Source organism: Synechococcus sp. WC10meta (genome assembly GCF_047461475.1).
On sequence record NZ_JANSHF010000019.1, the window covers coordinates 1 to 19,854 of the forward strand.

13 protein-coding genes and 1 pseudogene are annotated in these 19,854 nt (G+C 60.1%); 7 read left to right on the forward strand and 7 right to left on the reverse strand.

From position 1 onward, the window contains the following. The 3 genes and pseudogenes from NW804_RS08995 to ppsA all read right to left on the reverse strand — a co-directional run. Positions 1-495: pseudogene (locus tag NW804_RS08995) on the reverse strand (right-handed parallel beta-helix repeat-containing protein); the annotation flags it as partial. A gap of 530 nt (positions 496-1,025) precedes the next feature. Further along, the gene (locus tag NW804_RS09000; RefSeq protein ID WP_414421146.1) at positions 1,026-2,294 is read right to left on the reverse strand and encodes a dihydrolipoamide acetyltransferase family protein; all 1,269 of its coding nucleotides are present in this window, start codon (positions 2,292-2,294) and stop codon (positions 1,026-1,028) included. 69 nt (positions 2,295-2,363) lie between these two features. Continuing rightward, complete coding sequence (gene ppsA / locus NW804_RS09005; RefSeq protein ID WP_414423363.1) at positions 2,364-4,829, reverse strand: phosphoenolpyruvate synthase; 2,466 nt, start codon at positions 4,827-4,829, stop codon at positions 2,364-2,366. Positions 4,830-5,141: 312 nt separating this feature from the next. Between ppsA and NW804_RS09010 the strand changes: the two genes are divergently transcribed. From NW804_RS09010 to NW804_RS09020, 3 genes are all read left to right on the forward strand, one after another. Then, positions 5,142-6,095 carry an RluA family pseudouridine synthase gene (locus NW804_RS09010; RefSeq protein ID WP_414423364.1) on the forward strand — a complete coding sequence of 318 codons (954 nt, stop codon included), beginning with the start codon at positions 5,142-5,144 and terminating at the stop codon, positions 6,093-6,095. A gap of 178 nt (positions 6,096-6,273) precedes the next feature. Continuing rightward, positions 6,274-8,001 (forward strand): alkaline phosphatase D family protein, encoded by a 1,728-nt coding sequence (locus NW804_RS09015; protein ID WP_414423365.1) that lies wholly within the window; start codon positions 6,274-6,276, stop codon positions 7,999-8,001. Positions 8,002-8,177: 176 nt separating this feature from the next. Further along, on the forward strand, positions 8,178-8,621 hold the full coding sequence (locus NW804_RS09020; protein WP_414423366.1) for a hypothetical protein: 444 nt from the start codon (positions 8,178-8,180) through the stop codon (positions 8,619-8,621). A 57-nt stretch (positions 8,622-8,678) separates the two neighbouring features. Here the strand turns inward: NW804_RS09020 and NW804_RS09025 are convergent, their stop codons facing one another. The 3 genes from NW804_RS09025 to NW804_RS09035 form a co-directional block, all read right to left on the reverse strand. Next, positions 8,679-10,973 (reverse strand): glycosyltransferase, encoded by a 2,295-nt coding sequence (locus NW804_RS09025; protein WP_414423367.1) that lies wholly within the window; start codon positions 10,971-10,973, stop codon positions 8,679-8,681. Between the two features lie 59 nt (positions 10,974-11,032). Next, complete coding sequence (locus NW804_RS09030; RefSeq protein ID WP_414423368.1) at positions 11,033-12,991, reverse strand: cellulose biosynthesis cyclic di-GMP-binding regulatory protein BcsB; 1,959 nt, start codon at positions 12,989-12,991, stop codon at positions 11,033-11,035. A gap of 95 nt (positions 12,992-13,086) precedes the next feature. After that, positions 13,087-13,488 carry a cupin domain-containing protein gene (locus tag NW804_RS09035; protein ID WP_414421139.1) on the reverse strand — a complete coding sequence of 134 codons (402 nt, stop codon included), beginning with the start codon at positions 13,486-13,488 and terminating at the stop codon, positions 13,087-13,089. 276 nt (positions 13,489-13,764) lie between these two features. On the opposite strand from NW804_RS09035, the gene NW804_RS09040 reads away from it, so the two are divergent. The 4 genes from NW804_RS09040 (at position 13,765) to NW804_RS09055 (ending at position 18,356) form a co-directional block, all read left to right on the forward strand. Then, complete coding sequence (locus NW804_RS09040; RefSeq protein WP_414423369.1) at positions 13,765-15,384, forward strand: hypothetical protein; 1,620 nt, start codon at positions 13,765-13,767, stop codon at positions 15,382-15,384. Continuing rightward, on the forward strand, positions 15,381-16,490 hold the full coding sequence (locus tag NW804_RS09045; RefSeq protein WP_414423370.1) for a hypothetical protein: 1,110 nt from the start codon (positions 15,381-15,383) through the stop codon (positions 16,488-16,490). Before NW804_RS09040 ends, NW804_RS09045 begins: the two co-directional genes overlap by 4 nt. 28 nt (positions 16,491-16,518) lie before the next feature. Then, on the forward strand, positions 16,519-17,418 hold the full coding sequence (locus tag NW804_RS09050) for a hypothetical protein (protein ID WP_414423371.1): 900 nt from the start codon (positions 16,519-16,521) through the stop codon (positions 17,416-17,418). Positions 17,419-17,519: 101 nt separating this feature from the next. Further along, positions 17,520-18,356: a universal stress protein gene (locus tag NW804_RS09055; RefSeq protein ID WP_414393609.1), complete on the forward strand. Its 837-nt coding sequence runs from the start codon at positions 17,520-17,522 to the stop codon at positions 18,354-18,356. Position 18,357: 1 nt separating this feature from the next. Here NW804_RS09055 and NW804_RS09060 read toward each other — a convergent pair whose 3' ends face one another. Continuing rightward, positions 18,358-19,848 carry a hypothetical protein gene (locus tag NW804_RS09060; protein ID WP_414423372.1) on the reverse strand — a complete coding sequence of 497 codons (1,491 nt, stop codon included), beginning with the start codon at positions 19,846-19,848 and terminating at the stop codon, positions 18,358-18,360. Between the last annotated feature and the right edge of the window lie 6 nt (positions 19,849-19,854).

Here is a 19,854-nt window from a genome sequence, read left to right on the forward strand (position 1 = left end):
GTTGAGGGTGACCTTGCTCGGCTGAAAGGTGCCACCGTTGACCTGAATCTTTCCACCTTCCAACACGACCTCTACCCCTTGCAGGCTAGTTTGGCTGGCTACAACCACATCGAACAACCCCGCTAGGATCTCGTAGGCAGCAGAGCTGGTAATCCGAATCCGCCCGCCATTGGTGCCGTCACCTCCATCCAGGGCGAGGTTCTTCTCCAGTCTCTCCTTGCCCGCCCCCAAAATCTGGATCAGCACCTCTAGTCCTGCTGTGGCATTCTGCAGCCGCTGCGCTTCTGCAACGGCATCAGCCACTTTGGTAAAGGGGCCCCTGGCCGGATCCACTTGCAGGACGACAGATCCACTACCTGGCGACGGCAGAGGGGGAGAGTTGCCTGTGCCTCCTCCACAGCCGAAAGCGATCCCTGCCAACAGAGTCAGCAAAAGGGAACGAACTGGCCAGATAGATTGGGATACTTGGCCGTTTGTAGGACGAAGTCCTTCCATCGGTGGAAGATCCTTGGCAAGTTCCCACTAGTCAAGCCTATCAGAACTGAAGACACCCAGAGCCCCGATAGACCCCTGGGATCAATCTTCTCAAGCAGAGCCTCCTAAAGGGGATCTTGGCAGAGGGTCTGCAATCAGTAGGGAAATTTGAAGTTCTAGCGTTGTCGGCCAACCACGACCACTTGCAAGCAGTCCAGAGCAGATGCTGAGCCGGTATATCCTAGGAACGGATCCAGATAAGTTACAGGTCAGCCATGTTCTCTTTCATTCGCCCGGTCGCGCGCAACAGCTGGCTGCCCGCTTAAGAGATCCTGGGGCTGCCCCGCTGCAACTCATCGATGTGCGAGAACCGGTAGAGCCAGAGCTAGCCAACCTCAGTGCCCTTGGCTTTAGTACCGAGAGTAGCGCGAGCGGATTCTGGCAGAGCTTGACCGAGATTGCTCAGCTCTCGTCCTCTGCACCCACAACATTAGCGTCGGCATCCACGCCTGGGCTCTTGAGGTAGATCCCAGCCTGCCCCTTATTGAGTTCTACAGCGTCAGGGATTCCACCTTTTGCTCCAACAACTGGGCTAGATCTTGCAAGAAGGCCGCGGCGTGGGCGCCGTAAATGACGCGGTGGTCGCAGGTGAGGTTAACCTGCATTTGGGAGCGAATGGCAATGGCTTTTTCCGGCGTAGCCACCACGGTGGGGCGAGCAGCGCCAATGGCCAAGATAGCCCCTTGGTTGGGGGGCAGGATGGCGTCGAAGCGATCCACCCCAAACATGCCCAGGTTGGAGAGGGTGAAGGTGCCACTGTTGTACTCTTCTGGCTGCAGTTGCTTGCGCCGCGCTCGCTCCACCAGCTCCTTCCAACGCCGTGAGAGTTCGTACAGGTCAACGCGGTTGGCTTGCTTGAGCACAGGGGTAATTAGGCCCCCATCCTCCATGGCCACCGCCACGGCAATGTTGATGTCCGCTTTGTAGTGGATCCCGTTTTCTGTGTAGCTGGCATTGAGGAGGGGGTGCTTTTCTAGAGTGAGGGCCACAGCTTTGACCAAAAGGGCGGTCAGCGTTACCCCCTTGGGCTTCACCCGTTGGTAAAGCTGATCCAAGCTGTCAGTGGTGATGGTGTAGCCGACGTGGAACACTGGCACACCCAGGCTGGCGTTCATGTTGCGCACCACCGCCGCCTGCAGGGTGCTCAAGGGAACCACTTCTCCCAAGGGCAGAGAGACAGGGGGAGGAGCAGCCGAGGAAAAAGCTGCCGCCGGGGCAGAGGCAGCCTGAGCTGCGGCCCGCTCCACATCTTCCGCTACGATGCGGCCCCCTGGGCCAGAGCCGCGCACAGTGCGCAGGTCAACCCCCAAGCTCTCTGCCAGTTTCTTTGCCCGTGGGGAAGCCAGGATCCGCTGGGATCCGGCCCCGTCGGAGCCAGTTGGGGGTGCGGAGGTGGAGATCGCTGCAGGGGCAGAGGCTGGCCGTTGCACTGGGGGGACAGAGGCTGCACTAGGCGTAGCTAGTGGCGCAGCACCCTTAGAGAGGGCCTTAGCTCTCTCTTGAGCCTCGGCCACCTCTGCTTCGGTTTCGGCAATGAGGGCAATGGGCGTGCCCACCGGCGCCGATTCCCCTGCCGGTACCAGGATGCTGGCCAGAATGCCGCTGTGGAAGGACTCCACATCCATGTCCGCCTTGTCCGACTCCACCACCAGGATGTTTTCCCCTTTCTCCACCCGGTCGCCGGGGTTTTTCAGCCAGGCAACGATCTTGCCCGTTTCCATGGTGGAGCTGAGGGCCGGCATGGAGAGTTCGTGGATCATGGCGGGGATGGCAACACAGCAGAGAAGATTGTAACCCAGCCAACGCGATCCCAGCGCAGCCCCCTGAGCCTATTGGGTACCATCGCCTTCCGCCTCAGCCACCACCAACAGAGTTTTCAGCAGGGAATCCGGGTTGAGGCTAATGGAGTCGATCCCTTGCTGCACTAGGAAGCGGGCAAAGTCAGGGTAGTCGCTGGGGGCCTGGCCACAGATGCCAATCTTGCGCCCGTGGCTTTTCACGGTCTGGATTACCCGGGCGATCATCCGCTTGACCGCCTCGTGGCGCTCGTCAAAAAGATGAGCCACCAGGGCGGAGTCGCGATCCAACCCCAGGGTGAGCTGGGTGAGGTCGTTGGAGCCGATGGAAAAGCCGTCGAAGATCTGGCAGAACTCGTCGGCCAGGATGACGTTGCTGGGGAGCTCGCACATGACGTACACCTGCAGGCCGTTTTCCCCTCGCACCAGGCCGTGGCGGGCCATCTCCTCCAGCACCTTGTGCCCTTCTTCGGGGGTGCGGCAGAAGGGAATCATCAAGATGACGTTGGTCAGGCCCATCTCGTCCCGCACCCGTTTCATGGCCCGGCACTCAAGGGCAAAGCCGTCGCGATAGCGGGGATCGGTGTAGCGGGAGGCCCCCCGCCAGCCAATCATGGGGTTTTCCTCGTGAGGCTCGTAGCGGGATCCGCCCAGCAGGTGGGCGTATTCGTTGCTCTTGAAGTCCGATAGCCGCACGATCACCGGCTTGGGGTAGAAGGCAGCGGCGATGGTGGCCACTCCCTGGGCCAGCTTGTCCACAAAGTACTCCGGCTTGTCAGAATACTGGGCGGTGAGCTCTGCCAGGCGCGGCTCCTCCTTGACCGCCTCCTCGTAGTGAACCAACGCTAGAGGGTGCACCTGGATGTGGTTGGCGATGATGAACTCCAGCCGCGCCAGACCTACGCCATCGCAAGGGATCTCGCTGAGGCCAAAGGCTTTTTCCGGGTTGCCCACGTTCATCATCAGTTGGGTGCGGGGGCGGGGCAGCTCCTCGAGGGGGATCTCTGTAACTTCATAGGACAGCAAGCCAGGATAGACGCGCCCTTCCTCCCCTTCGGCGCAGGAGACGGTGATAGGCTCGCCGGAGCGGAGTACTTGCGTGGCGCTGCCGCAGCCAACAATGGCCGGGATCCCCAGCTCGCGGGCAATGATGGCCGCATGGCAGGTGCGCCCCCCTTGGTTGGTGACGATGGCGCTGGCCTTTTTCATGATTGGCTCCCAGTCGGGATCTGTTTTCTCCGTCACCAGCACCTCGCCCGCTTGGAACTGATCCGAGCGGCGCACATCCAAAATGACCCGAGCTGTGCCCTGGCCAATGGCCTCCCCCACTGCTCGTCCCCGAACCAGGGGTTCTGGGCGCGCCTGTGGCTGCGTCAAGCGATAGGTCTTGAGGCGGTTGGCCGCCTTTTGGGACTGCACCGTCTCGGGGCGGGCCTGGACAATGAACAGCTCGCCCGTGATCCCATCTTTGGCCCACTCGATGTCCATGGGGGTGAAGCGGCCCCGCAGTGCCGAGTAGTGCTCTTCGATAAGGCAGGCCCAGCGAGCCAACTCCAGGATCTCGTCGTCCTTGAGGGCATATTGCCGGCGTAGGCTTTCGGGGACGGGTACGTTTTTGGTGAGGCGGGATCCCTCCTCGTCGTAGACCAGCTTCAGGGCTTTGCTGCCCAGCTTGCGCGAGAGGATGGGCCGCAGCCCCTGCTTCAGGGTAGGCTTAAAGACCACGTATTCGTCGGGGTTGACGATCCCTTGCACCACGTTTTCCCCCAGGCCATAGGCCGCGGTGATCAGTACCGCGTCTTTGAAGCCGGTTTCTGGGTCGATGGAGAACATCACCCCCGAACAGGCCAAGTCCGAGCGCACCATCTTCTGTACCCCCACCGAGAGGGCCACCTGAAAGTGGTCAAAGCCCTTGATCTGGCGGTAGGAGATGGCCCGGTCGGTAAACAGGCTGGCAAAGCAGCGGTGGCAGGCATTCAGCACCGCCTTTACTCCGTGCACGTTGAGGTAGGTCTCCTGCTGGCCGGCAAAGCTGGCGTCGGGCAGGTCTTCCGCCGTGGCGCTGGAGCGCACCGCCACATCGGTGTCAGGGCCGTAGCGCTCGCACAGCTTCTGGTAGGCTTCGGCAATGGCCTGCTCTAACTCCAGTGGGAAAGGTGTCTGCAGGATCAAGGTGCGGGCAGCTTTGCCCCGCTCGCGCAGGTCCCGCACATCCTCGATGTCCAGATCCTTGAAGATCTCCCGCAGCTTCTCCTCGAGGCCGCCAGCGGCAATGAACTGGCGGTAGGCATGGGCGGTGGTGGCAAACCCCAGGGGCACGCGGATCCCTTTAGGGGCTAGCTGCTGCAGCATTTCTCCCAAGGAGGCGTTTTTCCCGCCTACCTGAGCAATATCCCGTAGGCCCACCTCTGTGAGAGACAAAACCAAGGGCGGCTCTGAGCCAAGCTGGCGTTGAGGGGGTTGCTGAAGCTGGGACCCCAGCGCTGCTCCATCCAACATGCCTTGCCTCCTTGTACCCAGCGGACCAACTGTGCAATAAGTGCTGCAACACTTGCGTGTAGCAAGAAACTTTCCCCAGCCAGAATCTGGCCCGGCTTTAAGGAGCTATACCCCCACTGTACTGAGGGTTTTTCTCTGGTTAAAATCCCGGCACAGCCCCCTAGAGAAACCTGAGAAGGAGATGACACAAAGCCAATCCTGCCAAGATCCTGCTGAGAAAGCTGACACAAATCTTCGACCTTTTTTACCTAATGCAAAAGTAACCGCTCTGCCACAATGTTTTCAAAGCAGCAGTTTGCGGAAACAGGGCAAATGGAAGACCCCAGAGATCCAGTGGCAGAAATTCGCCGGGTGACGGTGACGGAGAAACAGCAGGGCTTGCGGCTGGATCGCGGGTTGGCAGAACAACTGCCCGATCTATCTCGCTCGCGCCTGCAGCAGCTCATCCGCCAGGGCCAGGTTTGGCTCAATGGTCAGCCCTGCCTGGATAAGGATCGCCCCCTGCAAGCGGGGGATCAGATCGAGGTGCGGATCCCGCCAGCCACCCCAACCTCGTTGCAGCCGGAACCGATCCCCTTGGACATCCTCTACGAAGACGAGGATCTCCTTGTCATCAACAAGCCGCGCGGCCTGGTGGTGCATCCTGCTCCCGGACACGCCAGCGGCACCCTGGTGCATGCGCTGCTGGCCCATTGTCCTCACCTTTCGGGGATCAACGGCGAACTGCGTCCGGGGATTGTCCATCGCCTGGACAAAGACACCACCGGCGCCTTGGTGATTGCCAAGCACGATCAGGCTCACCAGCACCTGCAGGCCCAAATTCAAGCCAAAACTGCCCGGCGCATCTACCTGGGAGTGGTGTTCGGGCGTCCTGCCCAGAGCCAAGGCACTATCTCTGCCCCCATTGGGAGGCACCCGGTGGATCGGCAGAAGATGGCCGTCCTGCCCCCCGGCCAAGGACGAGCAGCGGTAACCCACTGGCAGGTGCTGGAGCGCCTGGGCAACTACACCCTAATGCAGTTTGAGCTGGAGACCGGTCGCACCCATCAGATTCGGGTGCATGCCGCCCACCTGCACCTGCCCATTGTTGGGGATCCCCTCTACACCCGGAGCAAAACCAGCCCCGTCAAGCTAAGCGGCCAAGCTCTCCACGCCTGGAAGCTCTCCTTTGTTCACCCACGCACTGGCCAGCCACTGCAGTTTACCGCTCCCTTGCCAGAGGAGTTTGAGCGGCTGCTGCGGCAGTTGCGCAGCCAGGTTGGCTAAGGGAGAGGCAAGCAGGATTGCAAAAAGCTAGGGCACGGAGCTCGGCGTTCTTAAACAGAGGCTAACCCAGCTTTCACCAATCCACAACCTCCGTTCGGGGGCAAAAGTGCTTGACTAAAGGCAACTAGCCATTGTTGCGGATCCCTTTACATTTGCCGGCGTCGCTGAGGTTAGCCGTATGAGTTCCCTGAGCTCCCGTCGTTTTTTCCTGCAGTTGTTGATGTTTGGGGGTGGGGCAGCTGCCCTGGCCGCCTGTGGGGGCACCTCCAGTTCTTCTATCCCGCCGCTGGGGGAGCCGGGATTTCCCCAGGGGGTGTTTGCCGGGGATCCCACCCCCGAAGGGGCAGTGCTCTCGACGCGGGTGGTGCCGGCTAGCAGCGTGGATACGGTGGCGGTGACGCTGCAGGTGGCCGAGAATTCCGAGTTCAATCCCATCCTGCAACAAGTTCCCCTCACCGCTCGCCGTGTAGCGGGTCGCAACTACCGCACCGAACCGGGCGACTACATTGCTCGTGCCGTCGTCACCGGCCTAAGACCGGCGCAGCGCTATTTCTACCGTTTTGTTAGCGAGGGGTTTACCAGCCCCGTGGGCCAGTTCCGCACCCTGCCAGCTCCAGGCGATGGGCGGCCCATTCGTTTCTTGCACATTAGCTGCGCCAACGAGCCTCCTTTTCCCATCGGGGCGGCCCTGCTGGCAGAGGTCAACCGCGGCGACATCGATTTCATCGCCTTCAACGGCGACACCGTTTACGCGGATCGCTTCTGGCTGGGTCTGGATCCGATACCAACGCTTGAGTTTTACCGCAGCCTCTATCGGGATCAGCGGGATCCCAAATATGCCGGGCCGGAGTTTGCCCAGTTGTTCAGCCGCACGGCTTTTGTTTACAACTGGGACGACCACGAGGTGATCGACAACTACAGCGGCCAGAAGGCCCGCGGCGGTCGCGCCGTCCAGCTCAACGACGCCACCGGGCAAACCCGCGATGTGGAAGATCTTAGAGTGTTAGGCTACCAAGCCTTTTTTGAATACAGCCCCATGAACCCGAATTTGACGGATGTGCCGGGGGTGGATAGCCGGGATCGGCTGTTTCGCAGCTTCCGCTACGGCGCCAACGCCGAAGTCTTCATCCTCGACCTGCGCCAGTACCGCGACTTGGCCGCTGTGACCCCGATCTTGCCCATCTTGCCCCCTGGCCTGACTCGTCAGCGCTTTTTGGAGCTGGCCGGCATCCGCCTCACGCCCGAGCAGGAGACCCTTTTCTTTGGCCCGCCGGGATCCGAGCAAGCCCTGTTTAACCTGCTGCGCCGCACGCCGCGCACCCTCTTGGGAGAGCCGCAGAAGCAGTGGCTGTTCAACGGCCTGCGCAACTCCACTGCCACCTACAAGTTCATCGTCAGCGAGTTTCCCATCACAGTGACCTATTTCCGCTCCAACGACATGTGGGAGGGCTATTGGCTGGAGCGGCAGGAGGTGATCGACTTTATCGAGCAGAACAACATCCGCAACGTGGTGTTCCTAACCGGCAACAACCACGCCGGTTTCATCGGCCAGGTCAACCCCGGCAGCAGCAACCCCATTTGGGAAGTATGGACTGGCCCCACCGGACGGAGTGTTACCGCTTTAAGCATCGATGAAGAAGGGAATCGCCTAGGGATCCCCAACGCCAGCCGCCTCTACTACCGGATTGTGAATGGCTTTCTGGCCCCTGTGAACCCTGCCAATCCAGAGGTGAGCGGGACCCCTGGCGTAACAACGGGCAACCTGCGCTTCTTGGAGCTGGCAGTGCCTAACTACAACGTCATCGAAGTGTCCGGCAGCCGCTGCACCATTCAAATCAAAGGCCCCACCGGCAGTGTTCTGACCGATCCCCTGGGACGCCGCGGAGAACTGATTCTGCCCCAGTGAGGAGCTAGACAGCTCCGGCCTGGAAAAATAGAGGGCTTTAGGCAGATTTTATCCACCCTACTCTGATCGAAATCAAGGGATTCCCGCTCTGGTCGGGATCCCTTTTTTGTAACTCTTTTTTGCGATTTTCAACATGGGATCCTTAACGTGATCTGGATCATTCGGGAGAAACAGAGTTGGCTGCTAGAGTGTGGGTGTTGAGGGGGATCCCTGTAGCCAAATCCATTCTTTCTCCGTTCTTCAGTAAGGAGGGCATTCCTATGGCTTCGGTGCGGGGCTGGTTGATGGCAAGCCTGATAGGGGCAGCCGCGGTTGTCGGGGGTGCTGCCGCCTGGGCTCAGAGCCGTAGTTTATGGCTTTTTCATGGACAATCGACAGTAGTTACAGGCTACTTCTACCAAGGTGAAAACATCTGGGCGCAGTGTGATCGGGATTGCTTCGATGTGGATCTGGTGCTTTACGATGCCAGTGGTCAAGTGGTGGCTACAGACGAACTCCTGGACGATTTCCCCATCGTGCAAGCACCCTACGAGGGAAACTTTGCCGTTAAGGTGATTATGGCTAGCTGTCTCCACCCGCGTGGTTGCGCTGTGATTGTAGATTCGGACTACAGCTTCTAAAGGGGCGCCGGCTGTCCTTAACTTCGCCCCCACGGCTTGGAAAGCCAAGTCAGCAGCCTAGCCTGCTTTTTGGGTGGCTTCTTGCACTTTGGCGTGGGTAAACTTGCTTATGCCATGGACGGTCTTCTCCCAGTAGAAGGGCTTGGTAAAAAGCTGCCACAGGGCCATATAGGCTGCGATGGAGTGGAGCTGCCAATAGATGGGGTTGAGCAGGGCATAGAAGGCCAGATCGTAGTAGCCGCGTCGGAAGACAGCCACCAAGTTCAAGTAGATCCCGATGGCATTTCCTACCAGGAGGTTGAACAAGCCTAGGTAGATCAGCCAACTGGGGAAAATGTTTTGCAGCCAATGAGCACGGGTGAGCAGCCAATAGAAAAAGAGCAGCCACATAATGGGGCTGGTGAGGAAGGTCAAGAAGCTGCCCCCTATGAAAAACTGGTAGGCCAGCCAGTTTTTAAGGCCCAGTTTGCGCAACGAGCGCAGGGGGTGGCGGTTGTGGACTAGCCAAGTCTGCATGTAGCCCTTGATCCAGCGGGAGCGCTGCCGGATCCAGTTTTTAACGGCACAGTTGGCCTCTTCGTAGGTGGTGGAGTTGATCACCCCTACCGTGTAGCCGTGCTGGCTGGCGCGGATGCCCAAGTCGGCGTCTTCAGTGACGTTGAACGGATCCCATCCCTGCAGCTCCCGCAGGCGGTCGGTGCGGAAATGGTTGCTCGTGCCTCCCAGGGGGATGGGCATTTTCAGAGTTTCCAAGCCTGGCAGGAGGTAGTCAAACCAGTAGGAATACTCCAGCGTAAACATGCGGGTGAGGAAGTTCTCGTTGCGGTTGAAGTAATTGAGAGCAGCCTGGACGCAGACCAAGCTGGGATCCCCTTTTCGGAAGGCAATGACTGCTTTTTTGAGTTGATCTGGGTCAGGAATATCTTCAGCGTCGTAGATGGTGAGGTATTCGCCGCGAGCAAAGGCCAGCCCATAGTTGCAGGCTTTGGGTTTGGTCTTGGGCTTGCTATCCGGCACGATGAGTAGGCGCACATAGCGGGGGGGCTTGGCGGCCCGAGCGGCTTCGATGGTGGCCTGGTCGTTTTCCTCCAGTAAGATGATCACATCCAAGCGCTCATGGGGGTAGTCCAGCTTGGAGAGGGAGTTGATGAGAATCGGGATGACTTCTGGCTCTTTGTAGACCGGCACCAGGATAGTGTAGATGGGCAAGGTGCGGTCATCGAGGGCGGCCACTTCTTCATCGGAGATCTGGTGGAAGCGATCGGCGGATCCCACCAGGCTGAGCACGAACTTAAAGAAGATCGAGGCTACATAGAAGAGATTGACCAACAACACCAAAATCGTCAGGGTTGTCCAAGGAGCACTGGCCAACCCCCACAGCAGCAGCACCAGCAGGCCGTAGCCCACTGCAATCTGAGAAGGAGTAAACACCCGCGAGGCCGATTCTTCTGGCAGGCGGGCCATGAGCTTGTACACCGCCTCTTGGCTGAAGCGGGATCCCTGGTCTTGGCTGAGCAGTTGCGTGATATCCCGCTCGCTGCCCAGCACCTTTTCAATTCGCAACCCTGGCCGCCAACTGTAGAGCAGCTCATCCACCGCCCAGTCCAGGGGGTCATTGACCATCACGGTGAGGGTGTTCTCATCCGTCCAGTTCAAGGGGTAGAAGAGGTGGCGCATCATCAGCTCGGGCTCGAACTGGCGGCTCAAGCTCTCGTCGCGGTAAAGCAGCCCTGTCCCCATCAGCTCCGAGACGGAAGGATAGCCCAGCAGATGGGCCAGGATGCTGAGATACTCGGGAGTCGAGAGATAGCTCAGACGGGTCAGCACTTGCCCCAGGTTGGATCCAGTGCGGCGGCGGATGTCCAAAGCCTGCTGCCACTGCTCCAGAGTGAGACGACTGCCCAGCAGTTCGGCAGCAAGCTTGCGTTCGAGGATAACTGTCAGGATCTGCTTTTCTGTGGCTGGGATCTCCCAGATTTTTTTCACTCCTGGGCACAGCCGTTTCACGGCCTGCCAAACGCCGGGGTAGCCCGGCTCTTCAGTGGCCACGACAACGGTTTGCGGGTTGAGCCAGCCACAGGGCAAAAAGCGCACTGGTAGCAGATCCCCTGGCTCAACTAGCCAAGGCAGTTCTAGATCTAAGGGGTGCTTGAGCAGCCAGTCCCTCAGGTTGGGCCGATCCAGAATCTGGCGACAGAGATGAGCAAACTTGGAGGGGTGCATGGCCCGCAAGCTCCAAAGAGCCCTGGGCAAGGAGCAGCCCACTGCTTCCCGGTAGTCCTCGGCTGCTGCCAGTTGCTGCCGGGTGAGGTAGCCTGTCTGCACCAGCCAGGACTTGATCGACTGCAGCATGGCCTCTAGGTTGGGGTTCGGCTTCAGTCTGGCTTAAGCGCAAGTCCGTGACTAGCCCCCTACGAGGGGATTGGGGATTCGGGGCGGCGGGCCAAGCGTTGGTAGATATTCCAGGCCCCTACTGCCAGCAGGAGAGCCAGCACCAGCACCAGCCAATAGCGGTACTGCCACAACAGGAGCTGCCAACTGAAGCGGCCTGGGTAGCGCACCCGATAGCCTTGGGGTGTGAGATCCCAACTCTGTACCTGGGTGAGCTGGGGGGTGGCAGCGTAGGCAGTGAGCACATTTCCCTGCAGTTGGTTGGCTAGGCGACTGCGCGGATCGGCAAGGCCACGGCTGAGGCGTTCTGCCAAAGCTGGATCGGATCCCCACCAAGACAGCCACAGGGTGGGCTTGCCCTGAACCAAAAAGTACTGCAGCAGGCCAAGGTTTTCTTGTGGTTGAGCAGCCAGGGCCACCTGCTGGTTTAAGGGATTGAGGATCTCAAACTGGGATCCCAGCCGAATGGGGCTATTCAGCTCCACCTGCTCCGGGGCGGCTACCAGGATTTGCCAAGCGAAGTTCCCGCTCTCCAGTTTGCCTCCCTCTTTGGGCAGAAACTTCACGGCGGGCAAAAGCGGTCGGGCGGCCAGCCGGCTCAGGGCCCCAACCAAATAGGCAGCAGCCGGCAGCAACTGCGGATCCCCCAGCCACACTTGGCCCGATCCCCGCAGCACTGCTGGAATCTCTTGCAGCTCCCCAGTGGGAGCTTGGTAGCCACTCCAGAGAAGGCCAGAGCTATCCGAGCGCACCTGGACTGTTAGCGGTGTCAGGGATCCTCGACAATTGCCTGGGCTGGCCCCGTAGTCAAAGCGGAGCTCCAGTTGATTAAAGCGGCGCAGCAGGTGGGTGGGCAGAGTAACAGTCTCGTTGAGCTGGGTGCGGCCTGTCAGGTTGTAGGTGCGCAGCAGAACGCCGTTCAAGAACACGTAGCCCGTCAGGCGATCTCCCACTCGGCCATCCACCGGGTTCATGATCACATCCAGTTGCGCCGCCAGATCCCGCGGCCGCCCCCCCAATTGGGACAGGTTGAAGTTGAAGACCAAAGACTGGCTGCCAAACCCCCGCAGCAGGGGATCCACAATCCCCAGCTCACGGAAGCTGAGGCGGTTGGCCCTGAGCGCTCTCTCCAGATCCGCCACCCTTGTCACCTGGATGCCGCGGCTGACCAGCCCCACCCGCTTCCATTCTTCATAGAGAGCAAGAATAGCTTCCCGGCGGGCGGCCACTCGCAGGCGGGATCCCTCTGGGGTAATTTGATGCTGCAAGTGGGGGGTGAAATTGGCCGGCTCTAGGGTAACTTGAGCTCCTGTAACCGGGCGGCTGCTCCAGAGAATAGGGGTCTGGGGAAAGAGGTGGGAAAGCAAGCTATAGAGCCAAAGGGCCGCTTCTGCGGCTTCAGGAGTGAGGTTGGCTGGCACCACCAAAGTGAGCTGGGGGTATACCAGGCGCAGAAAGCCAGCCACCGTGGTATCCGGAACGCGGGGCACCAGCTCAAAGAAACTGTCCCGCCCCACCGTCAGCAACAGATTGCCGGTGTTGAGATCGGCGCAGATGTCATCGCTGATGCTCAAAAAAGGCTGGACGGAGACAGTAATAAAGCGCTCCCCAGGGGGCAGAGCTGGGATCGGCACCCGCACCACTGGCTCCTGTCGCAAATCTCCCACCAGAAAGATCCCAGCCAGTTCGTCGTTAATGAGCACCCGCACGGTGGAAGTAGGCTTCAGCACTGGCGAGGGCTCCAGCCGCAACTGCACAAAGCTAGCTTCAGGATCAACGCCATTGATAGGGGCAGGGACGGTAACATCGAGGCGCGGGTTGGATCCCTGCAGCAGCACCGAGCGCTCGTAGCCTAGCCTTTGGAACGAAAGAGGCTCTGCTTGTCCTGCCTCTACCGGCACGCAGCACAGCAAACTGGCAACGAGCAGCGCCCATCGTCTTCTCCTCTGGCTCACCTTTTTGTTTGGATCCCTAGACATGCACAGGCAAAGTCTAGCGCTAAGGTGGGAGCAGCCGTCCAGGCTTCAGAAGTTATTAGCCGGTCACAAGAGAGCTTTCTTGTCTTGGGCCTACCCTATGTGCGAGCGTAGTCGTCCTCGAAGCGTACAATATCGTCCTCTCCCAAATATTCCCCGTTCTGCACCTCGATGACGACCAAAGGGGTAGTGCCAGGGTTTTCCAGGCGGTGCTTGGTACAGGGGGGGATGTAGGTGGACTCGTTGGAGTTGAGTAGCATCACCTCTTCGCCCCGCGTGACCCGCGCCGTACCCCGCACCACAATCCAGTGCTCACTGCGGTGGTAGTGCATCTGCAGGCTGAGGCGATGGCCAGGCTTGACCTCGATGCGCTTGATCTTATACATCGGCCCTTCATCCAAGACCCAGAAGGCTCCCCAGGGTCGGACTTCTGCCTGGCAGGGCAAAAGCTCCAGCGTTGGAATTGCCGCGTTCTCCCTGTCCCGCGCAGACTGTAGCATTGAGGTCACACCTTGTTCCCGTTCAAAGACCTTCCTATCTTCACCTGCAGCCCGCCAACTTTTCATCGACCATTTTGCTGAACCCAATACGCCAAAATGCGTAGAAGAAACGCCTCGAAAATACGGCTCTGCAGGGATCCCCAAAAACACCCACCCATCACCCAATGGTTTTTCTGAAGCTTGTTGGTATCCAGTCGCTTTTGGGATTCTCTAGAGGATCCGAGTCTCCCAGCTCAATTGTTAAGTTTAGTAGTTGAATTTGTTTACGAAGCATCTATGTTTGCAACTCAGCTTAAAGCCTTCTGGAGGCTCTTTGCGCCCATCGGGATCCCGTTGCTGCTCCTAGCTGGCCTTTTGTGGGGGCTCAAGGAAGGCTGGGGCTGGGTGAGCCTGGAGATGCAGTTTCTTGGCTACAAGGGATCCGTAGCCGCCCTGGGGCCGGATCCGCGCCTGCCCATTGTCGGCACCACTTTCCCCCCCTCCCTGGTGCTGGCTACGGCCATTCTGGGACAATCCCCGCTGTTGCTGCAGGCCATTTTGGGAGCCCTGTTGTTGGGCTGGATGGGGCAACAGTTGCGCCGTCTGCCCGCCGGCCTGGGGTGGCGCTGGCTGTGGGGCTTGTTGCTGCTGCTGCAGCCGGCTTTGATCCTAATGCTGCTGCGTAGCCCCACCTGGACAGCTACCTCGCTTTTGCTGGGGGTGAACATGGCCTTGTTGTTTCCCCTGGCCGATGAGAAACAAGCAGTGGAGAAGGATGAGCTGCCCGTTACGCTGCGGCTGCTGCTCATTGGCCTGACCTTGGGGCCTCTGATGGTGCTGCGCTGGGAAAGTAGCTGGCTGCTGCCCTGGCTGGCGATAGCACTGCTATTAGCTTTTCGCCGCGAATCCTGGGGCTTTCGCTGGGCTTCGCTTTTGGTGGCAGGCTTTGTCAGTCTGGCCTTGATCCTGAGCTGGCTGTACGTCAACTGGCTGTCGGTGGGGGATCCCTGGGCCTTTACCTTTCAGGTGGGCAGTGGCCTGCGGCTGCCGCAATTGCGGGAAGACTTACAGCAGGTAGGTGGCTGGCGGGGGCTGCTTGAAGCGGGAAAGTGGCTGGCGCTGCTGGCTCCTGCCTATTTGCTGTTGGGGATGGGATCCCTGTTGGGTCACGGTTCGGGCCGCTGCGTCTGGATCTTGATCTGGGGGATGCCGCTGGTGATCCTCTTAGCTTCTCTGGGGCAAGGGCTGTTTCTGCCAGAGCTATGCCGTTTTGCTGTTTTCTGGGCACTCTTGCCTCTTGGGATGAGCGCCTACCTCGCTCGTGGAGCTGGTCCCCGTTGGGCTAAGTGCTTGTTGATCACTGCTCTCTTGGGGCTGAACTGCTTGACTGCCGGCTATGGGCTAAGCCAAGAGCCGGGTTTCCTCATGCCCCTGGTGGCTGAGGAGCGGGATCTCTGGGAGCGACTGGTGGCAGAGGTAGCACCCATAAGCCCCCAGTTGGAAGCTGCCCAAGACCTGTACGAAGTAACTCCTAGCGGGCAAGCTCTAGAAACATGGCGAAGACAGCGCCAGGAAAAGCGCCAGGTGGGGCAATACCTCCGCCGTCACCTATTGCCCGGCGAGAAGGTGCTGGTGGACGACGACATCCACTTTGAGGCTATCTTTTGGGCAAGAGACCCGCGCCTGTTTCTCACCCCTCACCAGTACGAGTTTGCCCTGGCTTTGCAGCACCCCCAGGAGCGGGTGGACTACTTGCTGGTGGCGGGGCCAGCGGATCCCTTGCGGAGCGCCGATCGCATCCTGCAATTTTGGCCTGAGCTCAATTTTGAGGGGCTGCCGGGCTTCAGGGAGGTCTACAGCTCCCCACAGGTGCGGCTGTGGGCCCGCCAGGTAAAGCTTGAGGAGGAGACGGAATGAGCTGGAGACGACGATGGCCGAGGCGACAGGTGCTGCAGATGGGCGGAGCGCTGCTAGCTGCCTATGGAGTTGCCGGCTGTGGTCAAGGCTCCGAAAACGTTGCCCTTGGGAACCTGAACTTGTCAAAGCTGCTGGCCCGCTGGGAAGTGGGCATCGGGGCAGATCCCGGTCGCTTTCTCTGGGAGATTGAGTCGGATCCTCAGGTGGCGGCAGTGGCGCAGGGGTGGGATCCCCATTTCCTGAGCGGCTGGCTCAACAGCTTTGATCACCGCCAGGGGGATCTCTCCTTTTGGCGCAACTGGCACCAGGCCGGGCTTTTGCGGCAGTGGTTTGAGCGGGGCTATACCCTCCACATCATCACCTGGGAAGACGACACCCACCGCCCCTGCGGCGACTACCACATCTCCAAGCAGTTTGTCCAGGATGTAGCCGAATTGGCCGGCTATATCGCTCAAGCCAACCCCCAAGGCCGCCCCACCTACTGGAGCTTGGCCACCGAGTTCTCCTACTGGCGCATCCCTGCCGATACCTACAACGCCGACACTGCCCCCTACTACCAGGCTCTCATGCGCAACGTCCTAAGAGCTCGCCAGGCCATCAAGGAGCGTTTGCCAGAGGCCGAAGTGGCCCTCTGTTGGGGCGGGTGGATTGCCACCTTCGACGATCCCCAGCGCGGGTCGGGGCGCAGCATGGTGGAGCCTTTTGCCGAGACGATGAGCCAGATGGACGGGATCGCCTTCCAGTCCATGCGCCAGCGGCGGCCAGGGGAGTTTAACCCAGAGCTGAACGGGCCGGATCCGGGCAACCCTGAGCAGATCCGCCTCTGTTGCCGCCTGTTTTCCCCCATCCACTCCAACCTGATGTTGGCCCACTACGAGCCATCGATTAAGGACAGGCACCCCAACGGCGGTCGGGCCGACACGGTCCAGGTGGACTTTGCCATCATGAGCCGGCGGGAGTGGCTGCAGGAGGTGTCGCAACTGGGGCTGCGGCGCATGTCTCTCATGCACTATGGCCTCTACAAGGGGGATCCCTATGGGGCGCTGACAGCAGCGCGGCAATTCCGGGCCCGGGTAGGTTTGCCGGCTGTTGCCAGGAGGGTGTAGCCGTGGAGACGAGGACCCAAAACGGCCTTTGGCAGATACAATCCCCCTTGGCGGCGCTGTTGTTGGGGATCCCCAGATGAAGCCTTTTGCCATAGCAAGAAGCTGGCTGCTGGGCCTAAGCCTTGTCTTGGGTCTGGAGCTGCCAGCCTGGGCAGGCTGTGGCTTTCCTCGCGGAGAAGGGAAGACGTTTTTCTCGCTGCAGCCCGAGGTCTACCAACCCCGCACCCGCTTTGACCAGAAGGGACGCCTGCAGCCGGCCCTTTCGGAGTACGGCGAGACCCGCCTTAACCTGTTTACTGAAACTGGCCTTAGCGATCAACTCACCCTCAATCTCAACACCAGCTATGTTTTTTTGGAAAATCGCTTTGCTAGCGGCGACCAGCTTGTAACCCAGCGCAACCAGGGCCTGCGGGATCTGGAGCTGGGCCTGCGCCATACTTGGGGAGAGGGGGATCCCTTTTTCTCAGCTCAGTTGACGGCCCTCATCCCGCCTGGATACGCCACCGAAAATACCCCCCTGCCCTTGGGGTACGGAGTCTTTGGCTACGACTTCAGCTTAGGAGCGGCAGCCAATGTCGAGCTGGGATCCCTGCCTGCCTTTTTCGACTCCTGCCTTACCTTGCGGGATTACTTAGGCTATCCGGGCGACCGCCTCAAAGCCAACTTGACCTTTGGAGCAGATCTCAGCCCTGAGGTGCAGGCCATTGTGGCTCTGGACGGTGACTTCACCCTTGGCAACGGCGCCCCTTTGCTCTTTGGAGATGTGGCAGTGCAGGATCCCGACTACGACAGCCTCAAGCTCTCCGGCCAGCTCAACTGGCGGCTAGAGGGAGGGTTAACGCTGGGCCTAGGAGGGTTTCAATTCTTGACTGGTCGCAACACCAACGCCGGCGGCGGCTTCACCGGCTATGTGTGGCTGAGTTACTAAAACCCAACAAAATATTGCAGGATACCCGCCTCGGTAACAGGGATCCGCAGCGCCAGATCTAGGATGAGTCTTGGCAGCTGTTGGCCAGGAGAACGGATCCCATGCCTCGCTTTGAAAACATCATTGCCGCCATCGACGGCACTGGCCCCACCGAGCAGATGGTGCATACCCTCCTGTCTCTACCGGCCTTTGCCCAGTGCCATGTGACGCTGCTGCATGCGGTGCCTTCCCAGACCTCTGCGGAGGAGATGCGAGCGGCCTGGCAAAGGGGGCAGGAGCTATTGGCCCAGACGCTGCAGACCTTTCCCCCGCGGCCTGGGCTGAAGATCAGCACTCAACTGGTGGAAGGGGATCCCAAGGTGGTGGTGCTGCAGGTGGCGGAATCTCTACCCAATCCCCTGATTGTCATGGGATCGCGGGGGCGCAACCGCATCATGGCCATTTTGCAGAACTCGGTCAGCCAATACGTGTTCCAGCTTGCCTCCTGCCCCATGCTGCTGGTCAAGGACGACGCCTACGTCAAATACCCCAGCCACGTCATGGTGGCCCTCAACAACTCCCCCGCCGCCCAGGCCGCCTTTGCCACGGCCCTGGATCTAGTGGCCGGCATCCCGGGAGCCCAGATTTTCCTAGCCTCTGTGCAACTGGATGCCGATGCCCAAGCGCGGGACGAGGTTCTGGATAAAGCCATTGCCACTCTCAAAAGCCGCCAAATCAGCCATCGGGTGTTCACGGCGGTCGGGGATCCGGGCACCGAGATTGTCCGATTGGCGGAAGAAAGCAAGGCCGACCTGCTGGTGATGGGATCCCCAGATCGCCGGCCCAGCATTGCCCGCAGCATCCCCGACTTGGATCGGCTCTTGGGACGATCTGTCTCCGACTACGTGCGGGTGCATATCGGCTGCCCAGTGCTGATGGTGCGCTCTGTCCAAGACTGACCTAGGGCAAGATGGAGCGGTGCTCCGTCACGCGGTCGCTCTGCTGCTGGCGATCTGGGCTGACGGCCCAAGCCTCGAAGATTAGCTCAGGGACGCCGGGAGGGATGGTCATGCGGGTGAGAGCTTGCCACTGCCCCTGCTCGTTGCGGGAGAAGTCCAGCAACCAACGAGGGCCATCCACCAAAGAGCGGGTGCGGCCATGCTTGACCCAAAACTTAATCCACAAGGGAGGCTGCTCGCTCGAGCTACTGGCAGAATTGAGCGAGGCGGGCAAACGCAGCACTACGTCAAAATTGTCACCTGCCCGCAGGTGCTCGGGCACCAGCAGTTGGGGCGCTGGGCACACGCCTGGGGGCAAAGGCAGGGTTTCCGGGTTTTGGTCAGTCACAGCTAAGGGTGGGGTGGGCTGGATCTCGGTTTGGGCTGGCAGGACCGCCTCTTTGCCAGGCGGCTCAGTTGGAAGGGTCCCCACCCCAGGTTGGGCGTTGGCTTTGGCTGCAGCCTCTGCTGGGGAGGTAGGGGAGGCTGGGAGCTCTTGTGGCGGAAGCGGGTCGGGAGCTTCTTTTCCCCCAGAGGCGCTGCGCTGCCAGATGCGCAACAACTTCTGCAGGGTGCGCTCGGGGGAGAGCAAGGTTGTAGTCGAGGCAGGGCTAGCCTCAGGGGTGGGTGGCTCTGCTTCCTGCGGCAAAGAGGGTGGCCCTTCCCCCTGGCCGCGGCAACGAACAGAGAAGGGGACTCTCAGCAGCTCCGGATGCTGCCCGGAGGAGGGAGCAAGGCACACTTCTCCCTGCAGAGGGCGAGCCCAGGGCTGGCTGGGTAGGGTGAGGGGAATGCTAAACACTGCCGTTCGCGCTTGTCCTGGGAGTTGAATCTGCCGTCGCCCTTGGAAAAGGGGATCCGGGCTCCCCTCCTGCCAAAGCCGTACCTGCAGTTCGCCGCTGCAGCCAATTCGCCCCGTCAACACCAGTACTTCCTCAGGGGATCCCTCCAGTTCGCTGTGCATGAGGGAAAACAGCTCGGGTGGGGGGGCAGGCTCTTTGGGCTGAGGAGCGGATTCGGGCTCTGTTGGCTGGGCCACCAAGGCGGCTGCTGGTTCTGACTGAGCCGGGGCAGGCACGACCTGGAAACGCAGACAATTCTTCAGCTCCTTCTCGCCAAACAGCTCAGCTATCAAGTCGGCATCGCGGCAGTGCAGTTCCCAGGAACCAGGGGCAAGACGAGTGGCCGGCAAGACAATGGCGATCCCCTCCTCGTTGGTGCGCACCGAACGGGTTTGCAGGAGCAAGAGATCTCTTTTCGAGGTCTTCGCCTCCGCCGGGGCCTGCTCATCCTCTGCTGCCAAAGGGCGGTGGCGAACTTCCACAGTAATGGTGAAGTAGGGCTGGGGACAATGGGCCAGGACGGTGTACGTGTCTTCCTCCAGAATGGCTCCTTCGGCTGGTACTGGCTGCCATTCTTCTTGTCCGTTGCGCCGTACCCAAAAACTCAGCATTCCGCG